Source organism: Paracoccus sp. SSJ, assembly GCF_030234105.1.
Taxonomy (GTDB): Bacteria; Pseudomonadota; Alphaproteobacteria; order Rhodobacterales; family Rhodobacteraceae; genus Paracoccus; species Paracoccus denitrificans.
In genome coordinates this window covers 33295-54447 of record NZ_JASSPE010000009.1, presented here as the reverse complement: position 1 = coordinate 54447, position 21153 = coordinate 33295, and the positions used below count along the sequence as shown (strand labels likewise).

17 protein-coding genes and 1 pseudogene are annotated in these 21153 nt (G+C 64.9%); 8 read left to right on the top strand and 10 right to left on the bottom strand.

The annotated features are described in order from the left end of the window. Positions 1-139: 139 nt before the first annotated feature. Together QPR87_RS11770 and QPR87_RS11765 are read right to left on the bottom strand one after the other, a co-directional pair. Positions 140-451, bottom strand: coding sequence for a type II toxin-antitoxin system RelE/ParE family toxin (locus QPR87_RS11770; RefSeq protein WP_011749333.1), 312 nt, complete (start codon positions 449-451; stop codon positions 140-142). A gap of 4 nt (positions 452-455) precedes the next feature. Then, the gene (locus QPR87_RS11765; RefSeq protein ID WP_024844905.1) at positions 456-710 is read right to left on the bottom strand and encodes a ribbon-helix-helix domain-containing protein; all 255 of its coding nucleotides are present in this window, start codon (positions 708-710) and stop codon (positions 456-458) included. 214 nt (positions 711-924) lie between these two features. On the opposite strand from QPR87_RS11765, the gene QPR87_RS11760 reads away from it, so the two are divergent. The 4 genes and pseudogenes from QPR87_RS11760 to QPR87_RS11745 all read left to right on the top strand — a co-directional run. Beyond that, entirely contained in the window at positions 925-1197 is a 273-nt protein-coding gene (locus QPR87_RS11760; RefSeq protein ID WP_231000905.1) for a DUF2285 domain-containing protein, read from the top strand. A 103-nt stretch (positions 1198-1300) separates the two neighbouring features. Then, entirely contained in the window at positions 1301-2200 is a 900-nt protein-coding gene (locus QPR87_RS11755; protein WP_011749336.1) for a DMT family transporter, read from the top strand. Positions 2201-2370: 170 nt separating this feature from the next. Continuing rightward, entirely contained in the window at positions 2371-2793 is a 423-nt protein-coding gene (locus tag QPR87_RS11750; RefSeq protein WP_011749337.1) for a LysR substrate-binding domain-containing protein, read from the top strand. 202 nt (positions 2794-2995) lie between these two features. Then, positions 2996-3343, top strand: a pseudogene (locus tag QPR87_RS11745) (IS110 family transposase); the annotation flags it as partial. Positions 3344-3457: 114 nt separating this feature from the next. Here QPR87_RS11745 and QPR87_RS11740 read toward each other — a convergent pair. The 5 genes from QPR87_RS11740 to QPR87_RS11720 all read right to left on the bottom strand — a co-directional run bounded on the left by QPR87_RS11740 (position 3458) and on the right by QPR87_RS11720 (position 10040). Beyond that, the gene (locus tag QPR87_RS11740; protein WP_024844906.1) at positions 3458-6022 is read right to left on the bottom strand and encodes an aconitate hydratase AcnA; all 2565 of its coding nucleotides are present in this window, start codon (positions 6020-6022) and stop codon (positions 3458-3460) included. 55 nt (positions 6023-6077) lie between these two features. Further along, positions 6078-6950, bottom strand: a complete 873-nt coding sequence (locus QPR87_RS11735; protein ID WP_024844907.1) for a GntR family transcriptional regulator — start codon at positions 6948-6950, stop codon at positions 6078-6080. 86 nt (positions 6951-7036) lie between these two features. Next, a complete protein-coding gene (locus tag QPR87_RS11730; RefSeq protein WP_011749341.1) occupies positions 7037-8536 on the bottom strand; it encodes a tripartite tricarboxylate transporter permease in 1500 nt (499 codons plus the stop codon). A 10-nt stretch (positions 8537-8546) separates the two neighbouring features. Continuing rightward, on the bottom strand, positions 8547-9017 hold the full coding sequence (locus QPR87_RS11725; RefSeq protein WP_011749342.1) for a tripartite tricarboxylate transporter TctB family protein: 471 nt from the start codon (positions 9015-9017) through the stop codon (positions 8547-8549). 51 nt (positions 9018-9068) lie between these two features. Next, positions 9069-10040 (bottom strand): Bug family tripartite tricarboxylate transporter substrate binding protein, encoded by a 972-nt coding sequence (locus QPR87_RS11720; RefSeq protein WP_011749343.1) that lies wholly within the window; start codon positions 10038-10040, stop codon positions 9069-9071. Between the two features lie 170 nt (positions 10041-10210). Here QPR87_RS11720 and QPR87_RS11715 point away from each other — a divergent pair, with 170 nt between their 5' ends. The 4 genes from QPR87_RS11715 to tnpA all read left to right on the top strand — a co-directional run bounded on the left by QPR87_RS11715 (position 10211) and on the right by tnpA (position 15556). Continuing rightward, positions 10211-10624 (top strand): hypothetical protein, encoded by a 414-nt coding sequence (locus tag QPR87_RS11715; RefSeq protein ID WP_011749344.1) that lies wholly within the window; start codon positions 10211-10213, stop codon positions 10622-10624. Further along, the gene (locus QPR87_RS11710) at positions 10621-13611 is read left to right on the top strand and encodes a baseplate multidomain protein megatron (protein ID WP_011749345.1); all 2991 of its coding nucleotides are present in this window, start codon (positions 10621-10623) and stop codon (positions 13609-13611) included. Before QPR87_RS11715 ends, QPR87_RS11710 begins: the two co-directional genes overlap by 4 nt. 10 nt (positions 13612-13621) lie before the next feature. Beyond that, entirely contained in the window at positions 13622-14698 is a 1077-nt protein-coding gene (locus tag QPR87_RS11705; RefSeq protein ID WP_011749346.1) for a DUF2793 domain-containing protein, read from the top strand. 441 nt (positions 14699-15139) lie between these two features. Next, on the top strand, positions 15140-15556 hold the full coding sequence (tnpA, locus tag QPR87_RS11700) for an IS200/IS605 family transposase (RefSeq protein WP_011749347.1): 417 nt from the start codon (positions 15140-15142) through the stop codon (positions 15554-15556). A 4-nt stretch (positions 15557-15560) separates the two neighbouring features. Here tnpA and QPR87_RS11695 read toward each other — a convergent pair whose 3' ends face one another. From QPR87_RS11695 to QPR87_RS11685, 3 genes are all read right to left on the bottom strand, one after another. Next, positions 15561-16034, bottom strand: coding sequence for a DUF4357 domain-containing protein (locus QPR87_RS11695; RefSeq protein WP_011749348.1), 474 nt, complete (start codon positions 16032-16034; stop codon positions 15561-15563). A 290-nt stretch (positions 16035-16324) separates the two neighbouring features. After that, positions 16325-16993, bottom strand: coding sequence for a DUF3011 domain-containing protein (locus tag QPR87_RS11690; RefSeq protein ID WP_197025573.1), 669 nt, complete (start codon positions 16991-16993; stop codon positions 16325-16327). 465 nt (positions 16994-17458) lie between these two features. Next, a complete protein-coding gene (locus tag QPR87_RS11685; RefSeq protein ID WP_024844887.1) occupies positions 17459-20725 on the bottom strand; it encodes an autotransporter outer membrane beta-barrel domain-containing protein in 3267 nt (1088 codons plus the stop codon). Between the last annotated feature and the right edge of the window lie 428 nt (positions 20726-21153).

Here is a 21153-nt window from a genome sequence, read left to right as displayed (position 1 = left end):
CAAAAAATACACGTAAGATCAAAGACTTCAAAGCCGAGCATAACGCTCGGCTTTAGTCGTTTGGATTTCTTGTCAACACCTGGTCAACGTTTTGCGAGCCCCCTTCGACGGGGCGGATAATCGTCGCCGGAGCCATCCGTCACTTCGGAACATCATCCCGAAACCTGTCCATCTGGTGCATTCGCTCGTGCAGGATCGTCACGATGCCGACGTCCCCGTTCGACAGACGCCGCCAGTACACGAAATGATGCGCGTGCCGGAAGTAGAAGCCTTCGACCCCAAACTCGGCCGGGATGGGGCGTGAAACAACGCCATGGCGTTCGATCTGGTCGAACGCCGCGAAGAGGTCGGTGATGTACCGATCCGCCTGCTCGGCGCCCCACCGGTCGCGCGTGTATCTGTAGATCTCGTCAAGCCGCAGCGATGCGGCCTCCTGGACGCGAATGGCCACGTGGTCAGCCCCGGTTCCGGGCGATGACCTCGGCCGCCGTCAACGGGCGATAGCTCTCCTCCGGAGCAGCGAAGGCGCGTGTCAGCTCAGCCTTCAGGCGATCAAACGCCTCCCGCTCTGCCCGCTCCTTGTCGCGTCGGATCAGGTCGCGGACGTATTCGCTGATGTTCTCGTAGGCCCCGTTCTCTCCGACGTTCGACGCCACGAACTCGCTCAGTGCGCCGCTGATGCGGACTGTCATGGTCGTGGTCTGGGACATGGTGGCCTCCATCTGCTTGTCTTCAAGATAAACAAGGATGAACACGTAGGCAAGGCACGCCATGTAGCCAATCTCCGCATCACCTGCGGAGATTGACATTTCTAATCTCCGCAAGTGAGCTCGGCTACGCTATCAAAATCGCCGCGCTGCGGCTATCAACCGATTGAAGCAGCCTGCTCCGGAAGGCCCCAGACAGCGCGAGCGAGCGTAACAAGTGAACGCTGACGCTGATGAACGGCCCCTTCATTCCAAGTGGAGTACGGCTCGACCGAGGCGACCGCCCGGTCAATGCGAGTGTTCGCACCGACCTTTGAGCGGGGCGAGCTATCGCGAGATCGCCGGCGCGATCTACGGCGCAGACCGGGTCCGCGCAGAGGCCTGGAAGACTTCCGCGCTGCGTGACGCGGTCATGGGCTTCGTCAGGGATGCCCGCGCCATGATCGGGGGCGGTTATCGCCGCCTGCTGCGGCGGCGACGGCGGAAGTAGCTGTCGGGACTGTCGGGACGGTGGCCTTCCAATCCTTCGCGCAACGTCGCAAGGTCTGCCCCGAACCAGATGCCCGCCTCAATTCCGCTTCCCGAGAACGATCATGACCAATACGCCGGATTTGCTACGACTGATCGCGACAGTCTTCATCGCGGTGACCTGCGTGGTCATCGGAGATACGGCGGGCAAACTGCTGACCGGCGGCGGGGTGGATCCCTTTATCGTGGCATGGTCGCGGTTCCTCCTGGCCGCGCTGATGCTGCTTCCGTTCAGCGGATTGACCCGGCAGGAACTGCCGGCCTTGCTGGACTGGCGCGTTCTGCTGAGGGCGGGATTCATCGTTTGCGGGATCTGCTGCATCCTGACGGCCCTGAAGACGGAACCGATCGCCAATGTCTTCGGAGCCTTCTTCGTCGGCCCGGTCGTGTCCTATGTCCTGGCGATCCTGTTTCTGGGCGAGCGGCCATCGGCGCAGAGAAGTCTCCTGCTGGGACTTGGCTTCGCCGGCGTGATGCTTGTGGTGAAACCCGGTTTCGGCAGCTCCGCCGGCATGGCTTTCGCCCTGGCGGCGGGAACATTCTACGGCGCCTATCTGGTCATGACCCGCACCCTGGCGGGAGCCTTCCGGCCGCGCTTCCTGCTGATCTCGCAACTGCTGATCGGAGCCGTGGTCCTGACGCCCTTCGGCCTGCAATCCGATTTTCCCGTGCCGGACATGCTCCTGCTTGCGCTTCTTCTGGTCAGCGCCGTCGGCTCGGCCCTGGGCAACTTCCTGCTGGTGATGGCCAGCAGGAAGGCCGAGGCCAGTCTGATCGCGCCCCTGGTCTACAGCCAGCTGATTTCGGCCACGGCACTCGGGATTGTCGTCTTCGGCGATTGGCCCGATCTCGTATCACTGGCGGGGCTGGTGCTGATCGCGATCTCGGGGCTGGGCTCGCTGCTGGTTCACCAGCGTGCGGGCAGGGGGCGCCTATCGACCCCGCCTTACCCGCGTACGCCGTGATGTCGCTGGACGTCTGGAACCGTCGGCATGGAACCTCGGTAATCCTGCGACGGCGAAAGTAGACGCGGTCCCGCTGTCTTCCGCAGGCGCCTTTGCGCGATCAATCCGAAGCAGTCCTTGCCTGAATGAACCCTCCGGCGGCGATGCCCTGCTCGTAGGGGCGGCTGGCCGTGATCCGTTTCGGGCTCTATGCTTCGGAGGACTATGTCCGGCGAAACGGCTACCCGGATGTGCCGGAGGATCTGCATCGGCACCAGGTCATAGGCTGGACCGAGGACCTGACCTATCTGGCCATGGCCAATTGGCTCGCGAGCCATTGTCCTGGGGTTCGCCCATCACTGCGCCTTACATCCTTTGCCGCCCAGGCCGAGGCAGTCCGACAAGGCGCCGGCTGGGCGGTGCTGCCCGACTTCATCGCCGTCCCTGCCGGCTTTGCGCCGGGAATGCCCGATTTGTTCCGCTCGGAGTCCGAACTCTGGCTGCTGACCCATGCACAGTCTCGGGCGCTCCAGCGCGTAAATCTGGTGCGAGATCGTGTCATCGTCGCGATAAGGGAGGAATTGAACCAGCTACAACCGCAACACTCGGCGTGAGCCCGATCCGTGGCGCGGATACGCTGTCCCTGCTTTCACGATACCGTATTTCGCGACATTGCGGATCTGGTCGATCGGGGGATGGTTGAGAAAGAGGATGTAAGTAGCCGCAGCACCAGCTGCAGAGTGGTTGAGCGGACAGCGACCCCATGACCGAGCATGGCCTCAGCGCATTTTTGAGAGGCTCCGCCACTGGGGGACGGTGCTGCATCGTGCTGATCAGGTCCGCAAACTGGCTGAGAAGCTGGCGGCCCGCGGGGAGCGGCTGCATTTCTGCTATGAGGCGGGTCCCTGCGGCTATGGCCTCTATCGTCAGCTCGTCGAGCTGGGGCACGATTGCATCGTGGTGGCGCCGTCCCTGATCTCGATGAAGGCGGGTGAACGGGTGAAGACCGATCGCCGCGATGCCGTGATGCTGGCCAAGCTCCACCGGGCCGATGAGTTGGCGGCGGTCTGGGTGCCGGATGCCGCGCATGAGGCGATGCGCGATCTGGTGCGGGCACGTTCGACGGCGATGCAGGTAGCGGGCAAGGCGCGCCAGCACCTTCAGGGCTTCCTGTTGCGACACGGCCGGATCTATCCCGGCAAGAAGGGCTGGACGGGTGCGTATCGGCGCTGGCTGGCGATGGTGCGCTTCTCCGCACCACCGGATCCCTTCGTTGGATCAGTTAGCCGCCTCGGCCCGAGCCGCGCGGTCGAGGATCAGCGGCATCAAACCGTCCTTGGCCAGCGTCTCGACCTCAATGCTGGTCTCGATGGCGGCGGTGGCGTCGAATTCCTCGACCGTGCCCGAGGCACGATGGATCGCCACCGCGACAGGCGCGCGCGGTTGCAGCCGCGACGGATCGAGCGTGATCCCGATCCGGTCCGAGACCGTCAGCGCCAGGGACTGCGGCGATATTCCCGCGGGTAGGCGCAGCGGCAGGATGCCCATGCCGATCAGGTTCGAGCGGTGGATGCGCTCGAAGCTTGTCGCCAGCACCGCCCGCGTGCCCAGAAGCGCCGCCCCCTTGGCCGCCCAGTCGCGCGACGAGCCCATGCCGTAACGCTTGCCCGCGACGATGACGACCGGGGTGGAGCTCTCGCGGTAATGCTCGGCCGCGCGCCAGAGCGGCAGGATCCGCCCGTCGGGCAGGATGGTGCTGCCGGGCGGGATGTCCTCGGCCAGCAGGTTGCGCACCGATTTGTTGGTGAAGAGCCCGCGCAGCATCGCCTGCCAATTGCCGCGCCGCGAGGAGAAGACGTTGAGGTCGTCGGGCCTTTCGCTGCGCTCGATCAGGTAGCGGCCGGCCTCGCTGTCGGCCGGGATGGCGCCGGCGGGCGAGATGTGGTCGGTGGTGATGTCGTCGCCCAGCACCAGGATCGGCGCTGCCACGATCTGTCGCGGCCGCGTGCCGGCGAAACCCGCGAAGGGCGGCCGGCGGATATAGGTCGAGGCCGGATCCCAGGGAAACAGCGGCGCGTCCGGGGCGTCGAGGTCGCGCCAGAGCCCGCTCGCCTCGGCCTGGTCATAGGCGGCGGCATAGTCGTCGGCATCCTGCGCACGGGCCAGAGCCGCGTCGATCTCGGCCCCCGAGGGCCAGAGATCGGCCAGCCCCACGCCCGGCGCGATCTCGTCGTGCAGGATGTCGCGTTCGATGTCTCCGGCCAGGGCGAAGGCGACGACCAGCGGCGGCGAGGCTAGAAAGCCTGCCTCCAGCTGCGGATGCACCCGGCCGGGAAAGTTGCGATTGCCCGACAGGACCGCGACCTGCAGCCGTCCCGCGGCCTGCGCCTCGACGGCCGTATCGGGTAGCGGACCGGAATTGCCGATGCAGGTGGTGCAGCCATAGCCGACGATGCCGAAACCGACGGCCTCCAGATCCTCCAGCAGGCCCGCGCGCTCCAGATAGCGTTGCGCGGTGGGCGATCCCGGCGCCAGCGAGGTCTTGACATGGGCGGGCGGGCGCAGCCCCAGGCCGCGGGCCTTGCGCGCGACCAGGCCCGCGGCGACCAGCAGGCGCGGGTCGCTGGTATTGGTGCAACTGGTGATGGCGGCGATGGCGACGGCGCCGTCCGGGGCCTGGCCCGGCGGGGCGGGGAGGGGCGCATGGCCGCGCATCGCCGCCGTGGCCTGGGCGGTGGCCGAGGCCGGGATGCGGTCCTGCGGCCGGCGCGGACCGGCGACGCTGACCTCGACCGCGCCCAGGTCCAACGCGACCACTTCGGTAAAGACCGGGCTCTGGCTTGGATCGAACCACAGGCTCTGGCGGCGGCAGTATTCCTCGACCAGCGCGCAATGTGCGGGCGTGCGGCCGGTCTGGTGCAGATAGGCGATGGTCGCCTGATCGACCGGGAAGAAGCCGGAATTGCCGCCGAATTCCGGCGTCATGTTGGCGACGACCGCGCGATCCCCGGCCGAGAGCGCCGAGACGCCGGGTCCGAAGAACTCGACGAAACGGTCGGCCAGGTCGATGCGGCGCAGGGTTTCGGTCACGGTCAGGGCCAGGTCGGTCGCGGTCACGCCCTCGCGCAGCCGCCCGGTCAGGCGCACGCCCACCACTTCGGGCACGCGCAGCATCACCGGCATGCCGAACATCACGCTTTCCGCCTCGATTCCGCCGACGCCCCAGGCCAGCACGCCGATGCCGTTGATCATCGGCGTATGGCTGTCGGTGCCGATCAGCGTGTCGGGCATGATCCAGCCGTCGCGTTCCGTCACCACCGTCGCCAGCCGTTCCAGGTTCAGCGTGTGCATGATGCCGGTTCCCGGCGGGTGGACGCGGAAATTCGACAGACTGTTCGTGGCCCATTTCATGAAGCGGTAACGCTCGGCATTGCGGCGGTATTCGTTCTGGATGTTGCGGGCCATGGCGCCGGGCGCGGCATAGGCGTCCACCGCCAGCGAATGATCGGTCGAGACATCGACCGGCAGCACCGGGTGCAGAAGCTGCGGGTCATGCCCGGCCTCGGCCAGGGCCGAGCGCATGGCGGCGATATCGACCAGCGCCGGGCCGCATGTGGTGTCGTGCATCAGCACGCGGCCGGGCAGGAAGGGGATCTCGGCCTCCGAGCGGCCGGTTTCCAGCCAGGCGAGGATCGCGGCACGGGCGGCCTGCGGGTCGGGCGCATTGCGCAGCACGTTTTCCAGCAGCAGGCGATGGATATGCGGCAGGCGGATCAGGTCGGCACCCGCGGCGGCGGGCAGGTCGATGATCTTCTGGCCCCGAATCGTGCTGGCGAACGGCATGCGCTTCCTCCCTACTGATGAGAGAGGGATAGCATTATCTAATTATGAAATGCAATTACTCAAACAACGCCGCCTTGATGTTCCCGGCCTCGCGGATATGGCTGTAAAGGAAGGTCGCGGCGGCCTGCATGTCGCGCTGTTCGATCAGGTCGAGGATCTGCAGATGCTCGCGGCATTGCTGCGGCAGGCGCGAGCGGTCGTGGGTGATCGAATATTCCATCAGCCGGCGCACCCGGTTCACCCGCCGCACCGCGTCCAGGAAGAATTCGTTGCTGGCGCAGGTCATCAGCATCTCGTGGAACTCGATATTGGTGCCGAACACCTTTTGCCGGCTTTCGCTTTCATAGCTCGCCAGCAGTTCCTGCTGGTGGCGGCGGGCATCGGCAAAGGCCGCTTGGTCGATGCGGAAGCTCGGCAGCAGCAGCGCCTGCATCTCGATGGCGGCGCGGAACTGGTAGGCATCGGAATAGGCCTTGCGCGAGGTCAGGATCTCGCGGAATTCCCAGCCGTTGCCGGGCAGTCGCTCGATCCAGCCCTCGTCGGCGATCTGGTGCAACACGCGCAGCAGCCGCCCGCGCGCCACGCCGTAAAGCCGCATCAGCTCGTTCTCGCTGAGCCGGTCGGGCAGCCGGCGGGCCAGGCAATCGGCGGCGATGCGGTCGTAAAGCGCGTCATCGGCGGCCGCATCCGTGTCCATCTCGGGGATTTCATCGGCATTGCAGGCCAGGAAATAGCCGCGGTTCGGCTCGGACTGGACGATGCCCATCTGCTCCAGCTTCTTCAGCGCGCTGACGATGGGCTGGCGCGAGACCTTGAAGCTGTCGGCCAGAAGCTGGGCCGGCAGGTGCTGGCCGGCCTGCATGTTCTGCGCCCGCGCGTGATCGACGATCCGGGCGATGATCTGGGGGGACAGGCTGACGCGCGCCATGGGCTCTCCTTCGGATTGCCCGCAATATCAGGGGCGGGATACCGTCATGCAAGAGGCGCGGCCCTGCGGCCGCGCCTTGTCTGCGATCAATCCTCGTCCTGCCGGAACCGGGCCAGGCCCTTGAAGAGGAAGGGGGCGACCAGCGCCAGCGTGGCAATGGCGATCATCGTGGCCGAGCCGGGATGCTGCAGCAGGATCATTGGGTCGCCCAGGCTCATCTGCAGCGCGCGGCGTAGCTGGCTGTCGGCGAGCGGGCCCAGGATCAGGCCCACCACCACCGGCGCGACCGGATAGTCGTATCGCCGCATGACGAAGCCCAGCAGGCCGAAACCGACCAGCAGCATCAGCTCGACCACCGAAGGATTGGCGGCGATGGTGCCCATGCAGGCAAAGACCAGGATGCCGGCGTAAAGCCAGGGCAGCGGGATCTTCAGCAGCCGCACCCAAAGCCCGACCAGCGGCAGGTTCAGCACCAGCAGCATGATATTGGCTATGAAGAGTGAGGCGACGAGGCCCCAGACCAGCGCCGGATGCTGCACGAAAAGCAGCGGGCCGGGTTGCAGGTTGTATTGCTGGAACCCGGCCAGCATGACTGCCGCCGTGGCCGAGGTCGGAAGGCCCAGCGTCAAGAGCGGCACCAGCGTTCCCGCGGCCGAGGCGTTGTTGGCCGCCTCGGGGCCGGCCACGCCCTCGATGGCGCCCTGGCCGAATTCCTCGGGCTTTTCCGCCAGCTTCCGCTCCATCGTGTAGCTGAGGAAGGTCGGGATCTCGGCGCCGCCGGCTGGCAGGGCGCCGATGGGGAAGCCGACCGCCGTGCCGCGCAGCCAGGGCTTCCACGACCGCCGCCAATCCTCGCGCGACATCCAGATCGAGCCCTTGATCGCCATGGGCTTTTCGTCGTTGAACAGGTGGCGCGAGGCGACGAACAGGCATTCCCCCAGGGCGAACAGGCCCACGGCCAGCGTCGTGACCTCGATCCCGTCCAGCAGGTTCGGCACGCCGAAGGCCAGCCGCGTCTGCCCGGTCAACTGGTCGATACCGATCAGCCCCAGCCACAAGCCGATGCCCAGGCTGGTCAATCCGCGCAGGGGCGACGAGCCGAAGGTGGCCGAGACGGTGACGAAGGCGATCAGCATCAGCCCGAAATAGTCCCAAGGCCCGAACTTCACCGCCACCTTAACCAGGATCGGCGCAAAGAACGCGAGCCCCGCCGTGGCGATCAGCGCCGCGACGAAAGAGCCGATTGCGGCGGTCGCCAGCGCCGGGCCGCCGCGACCGCGCCGGGCCATCTGGTTGCCCTCGAGCGCCGTGACGACCGAGGCGCTTTCGCCGGGCGTGTTCAGCAGGATCGCGGTGGTCGAGCCGCCATACATGCCGCCGTAATAGATGCCCGCGAACATGATGAGCGAGCCGCCCGGGTCCAGCTTGAAGGTGATCGGCAGCAGCAGGGCGACCGTCAGGGCCGGGCCGATCCCCGGCAGCACGCCGACGGCAGTGCCCAGCAGGACGCCGATGGCCGCGAACATCAGGTTCATCGGGTCCAGCGCGGTGCCGAAACCATGCATCAGGTGGATGAGCGAATCCATGGCGCCCCTCTCAGAACAGCCGCTCGAACGGGCCCATGGGCAGGGCCAGCGTCAGCAGCTTGTTGAACAGCAGGAAGATGACCGTCGCCAGCACGAAACCCAGCGCCAGATCGGCCGGAAACGCCTTGCGGCCAAAGGCCCGGGCCGTGAAGGCGAAGAGCAGGGTGGAGCCCAGGATGAAGCCGGCCCCGAACCATAGCGCTGCGACCAGGCTGCCAAGGCCGAGCGCGACCCAGCCCACCGCTTTCCAGTCGCTGGGGCTGGCGTCGCCCTGCCAGCGAAAGGCGGCAAGGATGTGGCCGGCGCCCATGAGTGCAAGGAAGGCCGCGACGAAATAGGAGGCGGCATCGGCCCCCATGCCATAGCCAGCACGGATCTGCATGGTACTGGCGTCGCGCCAGGTGACGAAGGCCAGCGCAAGAAGCGCTGCGCCGATGACGAGCGTGGGCCTGTGCAGGCTGCTGGCGGTCGGTGTGGACAAGACGTTGCCTCCCATCGTCAGGGGCACGGGGGCGCAGGGCCCCCGCTGCTGTCAGTCGGCGAGGCCGATGGAATTGAGGATCGAATGGACGCGCCCGGTCTCGGACGTCAGGAAACCGGCGAATTCGGCCGAGGGGGCGTAATAGTCCGACCATCCGCGCGCCTTGATGAGTTCCTGCCACTCGGGCGACTGCACGGTCTTGCCGACAGCCTTTTCCAGCACGGCCTTGTCCTCGGCGCTGATGTCGGGGCCGGCGAAGATGCCGCGCCAGTTCACCAGCTCGATGTCGATGCCCTGCGCTTTCAGCGGCTGGGCGGCGATGCCCTCGATGGGCTCGGGATAAGAGATTGCCAGCGCCCGCAGGTCGCCGGATTCGATCTGCCCCTGCCATTCGCCATATCCCGAGACCCCGGCCGTCACCTGTCCGCCCAGCATGGCGGCCAGCGATTCGCCGCCGCCGGAATAGGCGATGTAGTTCACCTTGGCAGGGTCGATGCCGGCCGCCTGGGTCACAAGTGCTGCCAGGATGTGATCCGCGCCCCCGGCCGAGCCGCCGGCCCAGATCGTGCGCTCGACATCTTGCCTGATGCCCTCCATCAGGTCCGCCATGGTCTGATAGGGGGACGACGCCGGCACGACGATGACCAGCGGATCGCCGGTCAGCCGGGCGATGGGCGTGACCTTGGTAAGGTCATGGGGCGCCTTGTTGGTGATGATTGCGCCGACCATGGTGATGCCGCCGACCAGCATCTGATCCGGGCTGCCCTTGGCGCCCTGGACGAATTGCGCCAGCCCCACCGTGCCGCCCGCACCGGGGACGTTGACGACCTGCACGCTGCGCGCTTTGCCGGTTGCCATCATCACTTCTTGCAGCGACCGCGCGGCCGCGTCCCAGCCGCCGCCGGCACCGGCCGGGGCGGTGATCGTCAGTTCAAGATCCTGCGCTTGCACCGACGTTGCGGGCAGAACGGCAGCAGCGGCCATCATCCAGGCTGCCGCCAGCCCGGAGTGAAGATATGTCATGGTTTCCTCCCTTGAGTCGCCGTAACCGGCTCGACTCCATTAATGCATGATGAGATTATAAAATGCAATAATGCAAATCGGGAGCGGTAAGAAGGGCTCTACCGGTCCGGCATCACCAGCCGGGCAGCCACTGGGGTATCCCGCGCGAAGAGCGTTCCTCGCGCTGGACCATGGCCGATATCTGCTGTCTCGCCATGACCGGCAAGAAGCCTGACCCGACCGAGGCGCTTTATGTTCAGATCCTGATCGGCCTGCTGATCTCAAACGGGCCAGGGTCGATCACGGCGCAGGGTGCCAAGGGCGCGGTTTCGGCGGATGGGCCGCAGACGCCGGACCGGGTCCAGATCAACAAGGCCATGGTCGGTTTTCTGACCCATTCCGGCTACAGCCACGGCGGCAACGGATTCGAGGGCATGGCCTTCCTGCTGGATCAGTTCCGCGACAAGGGGCTGAAGGATCCGACCGATCCGAACCACGGGCTGGACCTGACCGCGATGGCACGCGACTTCGCCTTGGCCTACAAGCGCGACAAGGCGACGGCCAAGGAGCTGGGGACCGAGGTTCGCGCCTTGCCGGGGGTGTGAACCGCGACGATCAGGACCGCCCGGTCTATGGCGGTACACCCTCCGACTTCGCCGTGGTGCAGGCGATCCAGGAGATGAAGGCGCGCAGGCTGCGGGTAACCTTCTATCCCTTCATCCTGATGGACGTTCCGCCCGGCAACACCCTGCCGAACCCCTATTCCGACAACGCCGCCGAGACCGGCCAACCTGCCTTCCCGTGGCGGGGCCGGATCACCTGTTCTCCGGCTGCGGGGTTCGCGGGGAGCGTCGACAAGACCCCGACGGCGGCGACGCAGGTCGCGGCGCTATTCGGCGGGGCTACACCCGCGAACTTCTCCGTATCTGGCGAAACCGTCAACTGGACCGGCCCTGCCGGTGACTGGGGCCTGCGCCGGATGATCCTGCACTATGCCCATCTCTGTGCGGCCGCCGGGGGCGTCGATGCCTTCCTGATCGGCTCGGAGATGCGCGGGCTGACCACCATCCGCTCGGGCGCCAGCAGCTACCCCGCCGTGCAGGCCTTCCGTGATCTGGCGGCAGCCGTGCGCGCCATCCTCGGGCCGGGCACGAAGATCAGCTACGCGGCCGACTGGTCGGAGTATTTCGGGCACCAGCCAGGCGATGGCAGCGGCGACATGTTCTTCCATCTCGATCCGCTCTGGGCCGATCCCGAGATCGATTTCGTCGGCATCGACAACTACATGCCACTGTCCGACTGGCGCGACGGGTTCGAGCATGCCGACGCCGCCGATGGCTGGCCTGCCATCTACGACCGGGCCTACCTTCAGGCGCACATCGCCGGCGGCGAAGGGTTCGACTGGTTCTACTCCTCGGCCGCCGACCGCACCGCGCAGGTCCGCACCCCGATTACCGACGGCGCCCACGACAAGCCATGGGTCTTCCGATACAAGGATCTGCTCGCCTGGTGGTCTAACCCGCATTACAACCGCCCGGGTGGGGTCGAGAGCGGCACGCCGACGGCATGGGTGCCGCAGTCGAAGCCGATCTGGTTCACCGAGCTCGGCTGCCCGGCCATCGACCGCGGCACCAACCAGCCGAATGTCTTTTTTGATCCGAAGTCGTCAGAGAGCTTCACGCCGTACTTCTCGCGCGGCTGGCGCGACGACGCCATCCAGCGCGCCTATCTGGAGGCGACGTATCTCTGGTGGGGTCAGGGCGCGAACAACCCGCTGTCTACCGTCTACGGAGGCCGGATGGTGCATGTCCCCGAATGCGCCGCCTGGACCTGGGACGCGCGGCCCTATCCCTTCTTCCCGGCACTGACCGGCGTCTGGACCGATGGTCCGAACTGGCGGCTCGGCCATTGGCTCACCGGGCGGCTGGGCGCGGTCTCGCTCGCGGCCCTCGTCCGGCACCTGTGCCTGCGCGTCGGGTTGCCCGAAAGCCGCATCGACGTCACCGGCCTGTGGGGCGCGGTCGAGGGCTTTGTCATCGGGGCGCTGGAAAGCCCGCGTGCCTCGATCACCACGCTTGCACGGCATTTCGGCTTCGATGCCGTCGAGACCGAGGACGTGATCCGCTTTGTCATGCGCGGCCGGGCCTCCATCGCGACCGTCGCGCCCGACGATCTTGTCGCCACACGCGAGGGCGACGTGCTGGAACTGACGCGCGGCCAGGAGACCGAGCTGCCGCAGGCGCTGAAATGGCAGCTGGCCCGTGCCGACGAGGATTACGACGCCGCCCTCGTCGAGGCGCGGCGCATCACGGTGGACACGACCCGGATCGCCTCGGAATCCTTCCCGATGGCGGTGCCGCCCGAGGAGGCCGAGCGCCGCTGCCGCCGCGCACTGATGGAGGCGTGGGTGGGGCGCGAGACGGCGGCGTTCCGCCTGCCGCCCTCGCGGCTTGCGCTCGATCCCGCCGACGTCATCCGGCTCGCCCATGACGGGCGGGAGATCGAGTTCCGTCTCGTCTCCGTCGCGGATGCCGAAGCCCGCGGTATCGAGGCGGTCCGCCAGGACCGGGCGACCTACGACCTGCCGCCCGGCGATCCCCGCGCGGCGTCGCTGACGCGCGCTGTCGTGTTCGGGGCGCCGGATGCGGTGCTGATGGACCTGCCGCAGCTGACCGAGGACCAGCCCGCGCATCGGCCGCTGGTCGGCGCGCACGCCGTGCCCTGGCCGGGCGAGATGGCGGTGTTCCGCAGTCCTTCGACGGACGGGTTCGAACTGCTGACCAGCTTCGGCGCGCGAGCCCGCCTCGGCGCGCTGGTCTCGGACTTCTACGCGGGGCCGACGTCGCGCTTCGACCTCGGCAACGCTCTGGTCATCGATCTGCTGACCGGCACGCTGGAGAGCGTCACCGACCTGACCTTGTTCGGCGGTGCGAACGCGCTCGCCGTCGAGAGCGCACCCGGCGCTTGGGAGATCGTGCAGGCGGGCGTGGCCGAACTGCTGGCGCCCGGTCGCTACCGCCTGACCCGGCTCCTGCGCGGCCAGCGCGGCACCGAGGGTGCGATGGGCAACCCGACCCCGGCCGGTGCCCGCATGGCGGTGCTGGACGCCTCGTTGAAACCGCTGCCCATCGCCGAGGCCGATCTCGGCATCCCCTGGAACTGGCGCATCGGCCCGGCGAGCCGCCCGGTCAGCGACGAGACCTATGTGGCGCAGAGCTTCACGCCGGTGGGCATGGGGCTGCGGCCGTTCTCGGTCGCCCATGTCGAGCAGCCATGGCGCACGCCGCGCACACCGGCCGACCTCACAATCCGCTGGACGCGGCGGTCCCGCGTGCTCTCGGCCGACAACTGGGGCGCGGTCGAAGTGCCGCTCGCCGAGGAAGTTGAAGCTTACCAGGTCGAGATCCTCGACGGCGCCGCCGTGAAGCGGGTGCTCGGCACGGGCACCACCAACGCGCTCTACACCGCCGCCCAGCAGACCGCCGATTGGGGCGCACCGCTCGGCCCCGGCAACACCCTCACCATTCGCATCTTCCAGCTCTCCGCCCTCGTCGGGCGGGGCGCGGCGCAGATCGTCACCCTCACCTTCTGAAGGCCATCCCATGTCCGACGCCACCACCCATCTCCTGCTGCCCTACATTCTGGCGGCGCAGGCCCAGAAGCATGTCACCCACAACGAGGCGCTGCGGCTGCTCGACGGGCTCGTGCAGCTCTCGGTTCTAGACCGGGATCTGACCGCGCCTCCCGGCAGCCCCGCCGACGGTGACCGCTACATTGTGGCGTCGGGCGCCATCGGGGCGTGGACAGGCTGGGACCTGAACGTCGCGCTCTGGACCGACGGGGCCTGGCTTCGCCTTCCGCCACGGACCGGCTGGCGGGCGTGGGTCGAGGACGAGGGGCTGCTGCTGGTCTACGACGGCGCAGGCTGGGTCGGGACCACTCCCGCTGCGCTGCAGAACCTTGCGTTGCTGGGGCTGGGCACCACGGCCGACCCGGCCAATCCGTTCTCGGCCAAGCTCAACGCCGCGCTCTGGACCGCGAAGACTGTCGCGGAAGGCGGCACGGGCGATCTCTTCTACACCATGAACAAGGAAGCCGCCGGTCGCGACCTCGGGCTTACCTTCCAGACCGGCTATGTCACCAAGGCGCTGATGGGCCTGTTCGGTTCGGACAGGTTCCGGCTCGCGGTCTCCGCCGACGGCAGCACCTTCTTCGATGGGCTGATCGTCGACAACGCGACCGGCATCGTCGACCAGCCCCGGCTGCCGCGCTTCAAGGGCCATACCAACTACGACAACTATGTCGCCGTCGACACCTGGACGAAGATCGGCATCAACAACACCGACTATAACGACCAGAGCGCGTTCGACGCCGGCAACAACCATTTCGTTGCGCCCGCCGCAGGCACCTACCTCTTCGGCGCCACGCTGCTCTACAAGGTCAACGCCAGCACCAATGCGCGCATGCGCGGGCGGCTGGTGCTGAACGGCTCGACGGAGATCTGGGGATCGCGGGGCGAGGTTTCCGGGGCGCACGCCTCCGAGGCGACGGCGCTCTGGCTGCAGACCATGGTCCCGCTCGCGCAAGGCGACACGGTCGAACTGCAGGGCACCTTCCGCGCGGCGGACGGGTATTTCGCTGCCGATCACACGAGCTTTTGGGGCGCGAAGATCGGCTGAGCGGCGGGAGGGGGATAGGTGAAAGACGGGCCGAGGATCTTTCCGCAGGAGACATGAGGCGCCTCGACCGCAGCGTCACGCCCGGCCCGGTTCACGGATTCACGGTTTCAAAAAGCGGCAGGGATTCGCTGCAGGCGGATGATCGCACGGGATGCCGCGTCTGTCCCGCGTCGAAACGGGCACAATTGTGCCCGGCTGCCTATGCCGGGGATCTCGGACTCTGTGGCCAAGCAAAGTGAATTCACGAGGAGAGCAAGAAAGCCGATATCATTGATCGGCCCCTGTGCTCTCTGAGTTTATGGAACTGTTGAGTATCCACGTCTGGGTACAACCCTCCGACTTCCAGTCGGACCTGCTTCAGCGCGAAGAATCGGCTTATGATCCTATCCTCCCGAAATGAGCCGCAGCCGGGGCAAGGGCTCATTTCGGGAGGATAGGATCATGCACTATGACACCGGCAAGCACTGCGTTTTCTATCATCGCTATCACATCGTCTGGTCGACGAAGTATCGCTACAAGGTGCGGATCGGGCCGCTGCGGCTCAGGGTGCGCGACATCTGCCGCCAGGTGTGCCGCGAGAACGGGGTCGACATCTTGCGCGGGGTGCTGTCGAGCGACCACGTCCACATGTTCGTGTCGGTGCCGCCCAGGCTCGCCATCTCGGATCTGGTGCGCAAGATGAAGGGCCGTTCGTCTTATCGGGTGCAGCGGGAATTTCCGCAGATCCGCAAGCGCTACTGGGGCTGCCGGTTCTGGGGTAGGGGCTATTTTTCAACCACCAACGGCGCCATCACCGAAGACATCGTACTTCAGTACCTCGAAAATCACATCGCTGATCCTACCGGCGCCAGCCGGTAGTCGTTCAGTGCTTCTGGTACCTCGCCTTGGTCCGCCTCCCAATCAGCAAGGTCCTGCCATCTGGAAGCTTCCAAGAGTTTCGCCCGTTCACGCTGCTTCCACATATGGCAGCTGCCGCCGCTGACGCGGAAGAAAAGCTGTAATCGCTGGTAAAGTCGAGGAAATCCTCTTCCTGCTTCAACACGCCCGAGTCGAGCAGCGTCTTGCGCAGGGCACTGGTTCCGCGCGGAATCGTGGCGGCTGTATCGACCCGCGCTCGGGAACCCGCAAGAACAACGAAATCACCGGAGGCCCCGAGCTCCATCTCGGCGGCGAAGCCCGCACCGCGGAAAAAGAACAGCAGGCCGGGGGAAGGGCTGAGCGCAGGAACGGAGGGAGCGATAGTCGCCAGGTCGGCGATGCGCCCCCTCATCTCTCGAAACAGATCCCAGCCCAATGCGCCGACCAGCGTTTTGGTCTGATCCACGAATTCGTCCATTGCCGCCCGGTCGGGAAGTGGCAGTTTGCCAGCATCCCCGGCGGGAAGCTTGCTGTTCGGATGCGACCAGCGTGGATTGCTGCCTGTGCTGCGGATCAGGCAGGCCTCGACATAGCGCGCATGGCTTTTCGTCAGGTTCTCGTCCTTGCTGATCTACCATCGCCCTGAACGGCACACCGCTGCTATCGGGCTGAGTCCGATTGTGGCGTCGGTTCTGTGCAAGGATCCGCTTACCGACACGGAGCTTGCCGTCCGCTTCGTCGGGGAGGCAGGATGGCGCATTTGTCGTATTATTCGTCCGGATCGTCGACCAGGCAACCCATGCCATGACAGCCTTGATAGTTGCCGTCCTCATCAAAGTTTGGCTCTCCCTGCGCATCAAATTGCGGCCTGGGGTCGATTTCATCGTCCGCGTCCGGATTGTCGACATAACAACCGATCCCGTGACAGCCGCTGTAATCATTGACCTGGTAATAGTTGTTGGTGGTCGTGTGGGCGTGACCTCGGTGGTTGTGCTCATCGCTGGTCATGCTGCCGACAAGAGCGCCGATAACGGCGGCGCCGACGACAGCACCGACGTCATGGCCGTGATCGTCATAAGCACGAGCATTTGCATCGTGACCACCACCACGGCCATGATGATAGCCGGCGACATCGGCAAAGACGCCGGCGCAGCCTTGGGCAACCCAGATGTATTGGCTTTTTGGATTGTAACCCCAAGTCTTGTTCAGAATGCACGAAGCGTTCGATATTTGATGGATGAGTTGCGGCTTCTTCAGCGGTCCAGCCCAGCATTCATCATATTTATGATTCCTCGAATGACACTCTACCGTGGCCTCGGCCATCACTGGAGCGGCTGCGGCGATGTTTATCCCCGCCCCCAACAGCGCAAAAATGGCGTAGCGGGCAATCAGATCGCGCCGCACAAGAGAAGCTGATTTTTTCCGTAGCATTTCCATGTCCTTATCGTCAGGATCGAAGCTCTGGCACCATCATGCACCTGATCGTTTCCTGCTTTGCTGACCGCGCCCCCGCGTGGCACCTTCAGTGGAAACCTGAAATCACCCGCATGTCGTGCCTCCCCCAACCATCGGCGGAGGAGGCATTGGAAGCGACTGTTCAGTAACCGAGGGGCGCGTTTCGGCAGTCTTGGCGCTGCGCCCCGTCCGAGCAGATCGGCCAATTGTCTGGATCATCGGGGTTATCGACCAAGCAGCCGACGCCGTGACAGCCATCATAATCGTCATAGCCACTGGATTCGTCACAGGCCGCCAGAGGGGCGATTGCCAAAAGCACAATAAGAAGTCCGGTCCGCATTGATGTTCTCCTGAGGTGGTATTCGTGTGAAAGCAGGATGACGCTGGCTGGTCTTATCGCGTCATCTGGGTTAGCGTCTCATTCCGGTCCTTCGGATGTTCCCGTCTCTAGAAACGCATACTGAAGGTGGCGCCAAGGCGGTGCTCGCGCGCGTCCGAGGCAAGCTGGCCCTGATAGTCCAGTCGCATGATTGCCTTCTTTCCAAGGTTCATGTCGACGCCCAGGTCCAGCACAGCCGCGTTGCGGGCAATTGCCGCGCCGGCGATGTCGAAGTTTGCGCCCCCGGCAAAGGCCATTGCCAGTTCCGGGTCAACGTCACCGAAGGCATGGCGCCAGCCGATTCCGCCGCTGACCGCGAGGTCATGCTCAGCAGATCTGATCGTCGTAGCCGCGCGCAACCCGATCATGGTGAAGGTCGTGTTCATCACCCCTTCTGCACCCCCAAGCGCCATGCTGCCGCCACGTTCGGCGAAGCTGTCTGTGCGCAACCGGACATGGGCCAGCCCGGCATAGGGCTCCAGTGCCATGTTGCCGTGATCGACACGGTGGCCGACCTCCGCAAACGCTTGCCAGACATGCCCATTATATTTCGACGAGAGCGGCGCGGCCATTTCACCGATGGCGGCGTGGCGATCTGTCTTCAAGCGGTAATCCGAATAGGTCAACCCGGCACGCAGGGCAGTCTGCCCCCATTCCGTGCCGGCATAGGCCCCGAGATGGATCCCGTTTCCTGATCCTGAGGAAACTCGATCATCCACGTCATACGAGCTGTCGCTCATCGCCAGCACGCCGCCCAGCCGCCAATCCTCGACTGGCGCATCATAGCCAAGGACAAGGCCGTGGGTTCTGCGGTCAAGCTGCGCAGCATTGCCATCGCCATCTGTCCGACCCCGGGCGCCAAAGGCATGGCCCCAATAGACCGGCCCATCAATCGTGGCGACGGCATCGACCGCCCCGTCGGCGGTCAAGGCCATTACGCCACTCTTCGAGGCGCCGACCGTCCCGAATGCTGCGCGCAGACGTCCGTTTACCGCATCGCGCAGAAAGTGGCTTTCGTCGATCAACGCCCCCTGCATTGATGCATGGATCTCGCCCGAGACCGAGTCGAAGGCGCTCGCCGCCTCAGAGGCACCTAGATAAAGTGCCTCATCATAAAGCGGGTTGCCGCTGCCCAGTGACTCCAGCCCGAAAGCCGAAGAAGCCTGGTTCGCGCTTTGTGCCACATCGGCGAAGGCGATATCCGAACGCCTCACCTCCAGCACAACATTGGCAGGAGAATTGTTCAGCGCAAAGCTGAGGAACGGTGCATCCGTCACCAGATCCCCCGCCAGCATGTTATAACCACCAGAGACGCCGCCAGTTGCGTCCAGCAACAGATACTCGCGTCCCAGCGACAGTCGCCCAGCCGTGGCGCGGTCAAGTGTTACGCTTGCGCCATTTTCGATCAACGCCTGATCCGAGACAGCGATACCGGGTTGGGCACCCCCAGCCACCGGACCGAATACGAGGGTCGAGCCTGCCTGCTGGGTAAAGCTTCCTTCAACCTTCAACGGTACCGCGCCGCCTGTGGCTACCGCGCCGCCATCGGCTACCGTCAAGCCGTGGAAGGTGCCCGTGCCGCCTGCCGTGCCGCCATTCTGCACGGTCGTATGATCATTCACGGTGCCGTCATTGGCAAAACCGCCGGAAACAAGAACCTTACTGGCAAGCGACCCTTTCGAGGTCAGGACCAATCCTGCACCGGTATTGATCCTGGTCGCACCGGTATACTGATTGTTGCCGGCCAGCGTCTGCACGCCACCCTGAACGATCAGGCCGCCGCCGTGATGCGTGTTTTCCGCGTCAAGGTCGGTGATCGTCCCTCTGAAACTGTCCTGCGCCGCCGTCAGCACCAGATTGCGGTCGTAAAGCAGCACCGTGCCAGAGCCGGACAGGCTGCGAATCCGCGCATCATTATACGCATCTGACACCCCCCAGAATGCGATGCGATTACCCTTGTCGCCGATGTCCAGCGTGCCATCCGCCACCACCCGCGACGAGGTTTCGATGCTGCCGATGCCGGCCAGTTCGAGCTTGCCATCCGTCTCAATCACGGTCTGACCGGTATAGGTGTTGGCATTGGAAAGCCGCAATTGGGCGTGTTTTGCCACCGTCAGATCGCCAGCGCCCGAGATCACCCCGGCCGCGCCGAAATAGCCAACGGTGTATTCGGTCCCGTCATCATCCTTCATGGGAAACGGGCTGCCCATCTCTGCCGTTACCCGCGACAGCCCGATTTCGTCCACAGCAGGGGTATCCGTGGTGAAATTGTTGGCGCTGACAAAATATGGCGTATAGGCGGTGGACTGGTTTTCCAGGTCATACATGACCGACTGGCTCACAAAGAAGTCCATACCAGCTATGAACTGCACCGGCGTGTCTGCGTTCCCCTCGATCTCGACGACATCAATGTTGGAAAGACCGACCGGCATACCCTCCCCCGCCACAAGATTCAGCGAAGGGATCGTCTTGTTGCCATCCTTGTCGATGTCGACCCTGACCCCGGACGCGACAAGGGCATTCAGACGCGCCGTGCTGATGGTGATCTGCCCACCGCCTGGTGTTCCGGTGTCCAGCAACGTGGCAACCTTGGTGAGGCTGGGGGCGGCATCATCGTCACCGAATGCCAGGGTGTAATTCCCCTCGAACTCGGCAGAGGCAGGTGCGCCAGATCCGGGGAAGTTAGGCAAGGTACCCTTGGCGTCGTCGCCATTCTTGTCGCCCCAGGGCATGACCGAGGTGAACTGTGCACGAACCGCAGAATTCACATCCACGATCAGGCAGGGGGAACAACCCGGTGTAAGACCCTGCTTGCCCGACTCGGTATTGCCGTTGGCGGCAATGACATAGCCCGTCTTCGTCGCCCGCCCGATCAGCCCCGATGTGCTTGCCCATTCGCGGCCCAGGTAGTCGCCGGCACCGAAGGTTCCCCAAAGGGTTCCGCCATCGTCAATGGGCTTGTCCTGTGCCATCTGCTTGCGGGCATTGAGGTCGGCATAATAGGCTGTCTTCGACCCATCCTCGTTGGTAACGACATAGACAGGATCCGCGCTCAGCATCGGCTTTTCCGGCCCCGTGTAATCGGCCGTGTAAATGACATCGACGATCCGCGCCACCTGATAGGTGGATTGCCCCGCAACCGGCAGGGTAAAGCTCTCGGAGCCGTCTGCTGCATGATAGGCGATGTCATCTACATCGACCTGCTGCAACAGGTAGCCATAGGTGCCGTCACCATAGAAATAGCCTCGGGGCTCAGTGCCCGGTGTTGGTTTCACCCCGCTGACATCGGAACCGAGCTGCATATTGGCGCTATCCGAACCGGTGTCGAACAGCATCTGCCGTCGCTGACCATCATTTGTGGAAACCCAGATGGTGATGCGACTGAGCTCGTCATTCCCCTTGTCGTCCTTAACATACAGGTAATCAAGTGGGACTGACCTTGGATCGGATAAGGCCGGAGATGATGCCAGGCCCAGCCCGACAAGCAGAGCCAGCCCAGCCGTCGACCCGCCAAGCCGTCTGAGCAGGAACTTGCGATTCCCAATCGTATTGCACGTCACCATGTCGCGTCTTTCCTTATGCGAAATCACCCGGCGCGGATGCCGCGACGCGCCCCGAAGTCGCACCCCGGTTTTCCACCGGTGTTCAACATCGTCTTCGCCAGCAGCCGCACAGCCAGGATCCGGTCATACCAGCAAGACAATACATATTCCTGGCGGTCGTCATCCCGCTATGACTATCATGATTCGCACATTTTATAACG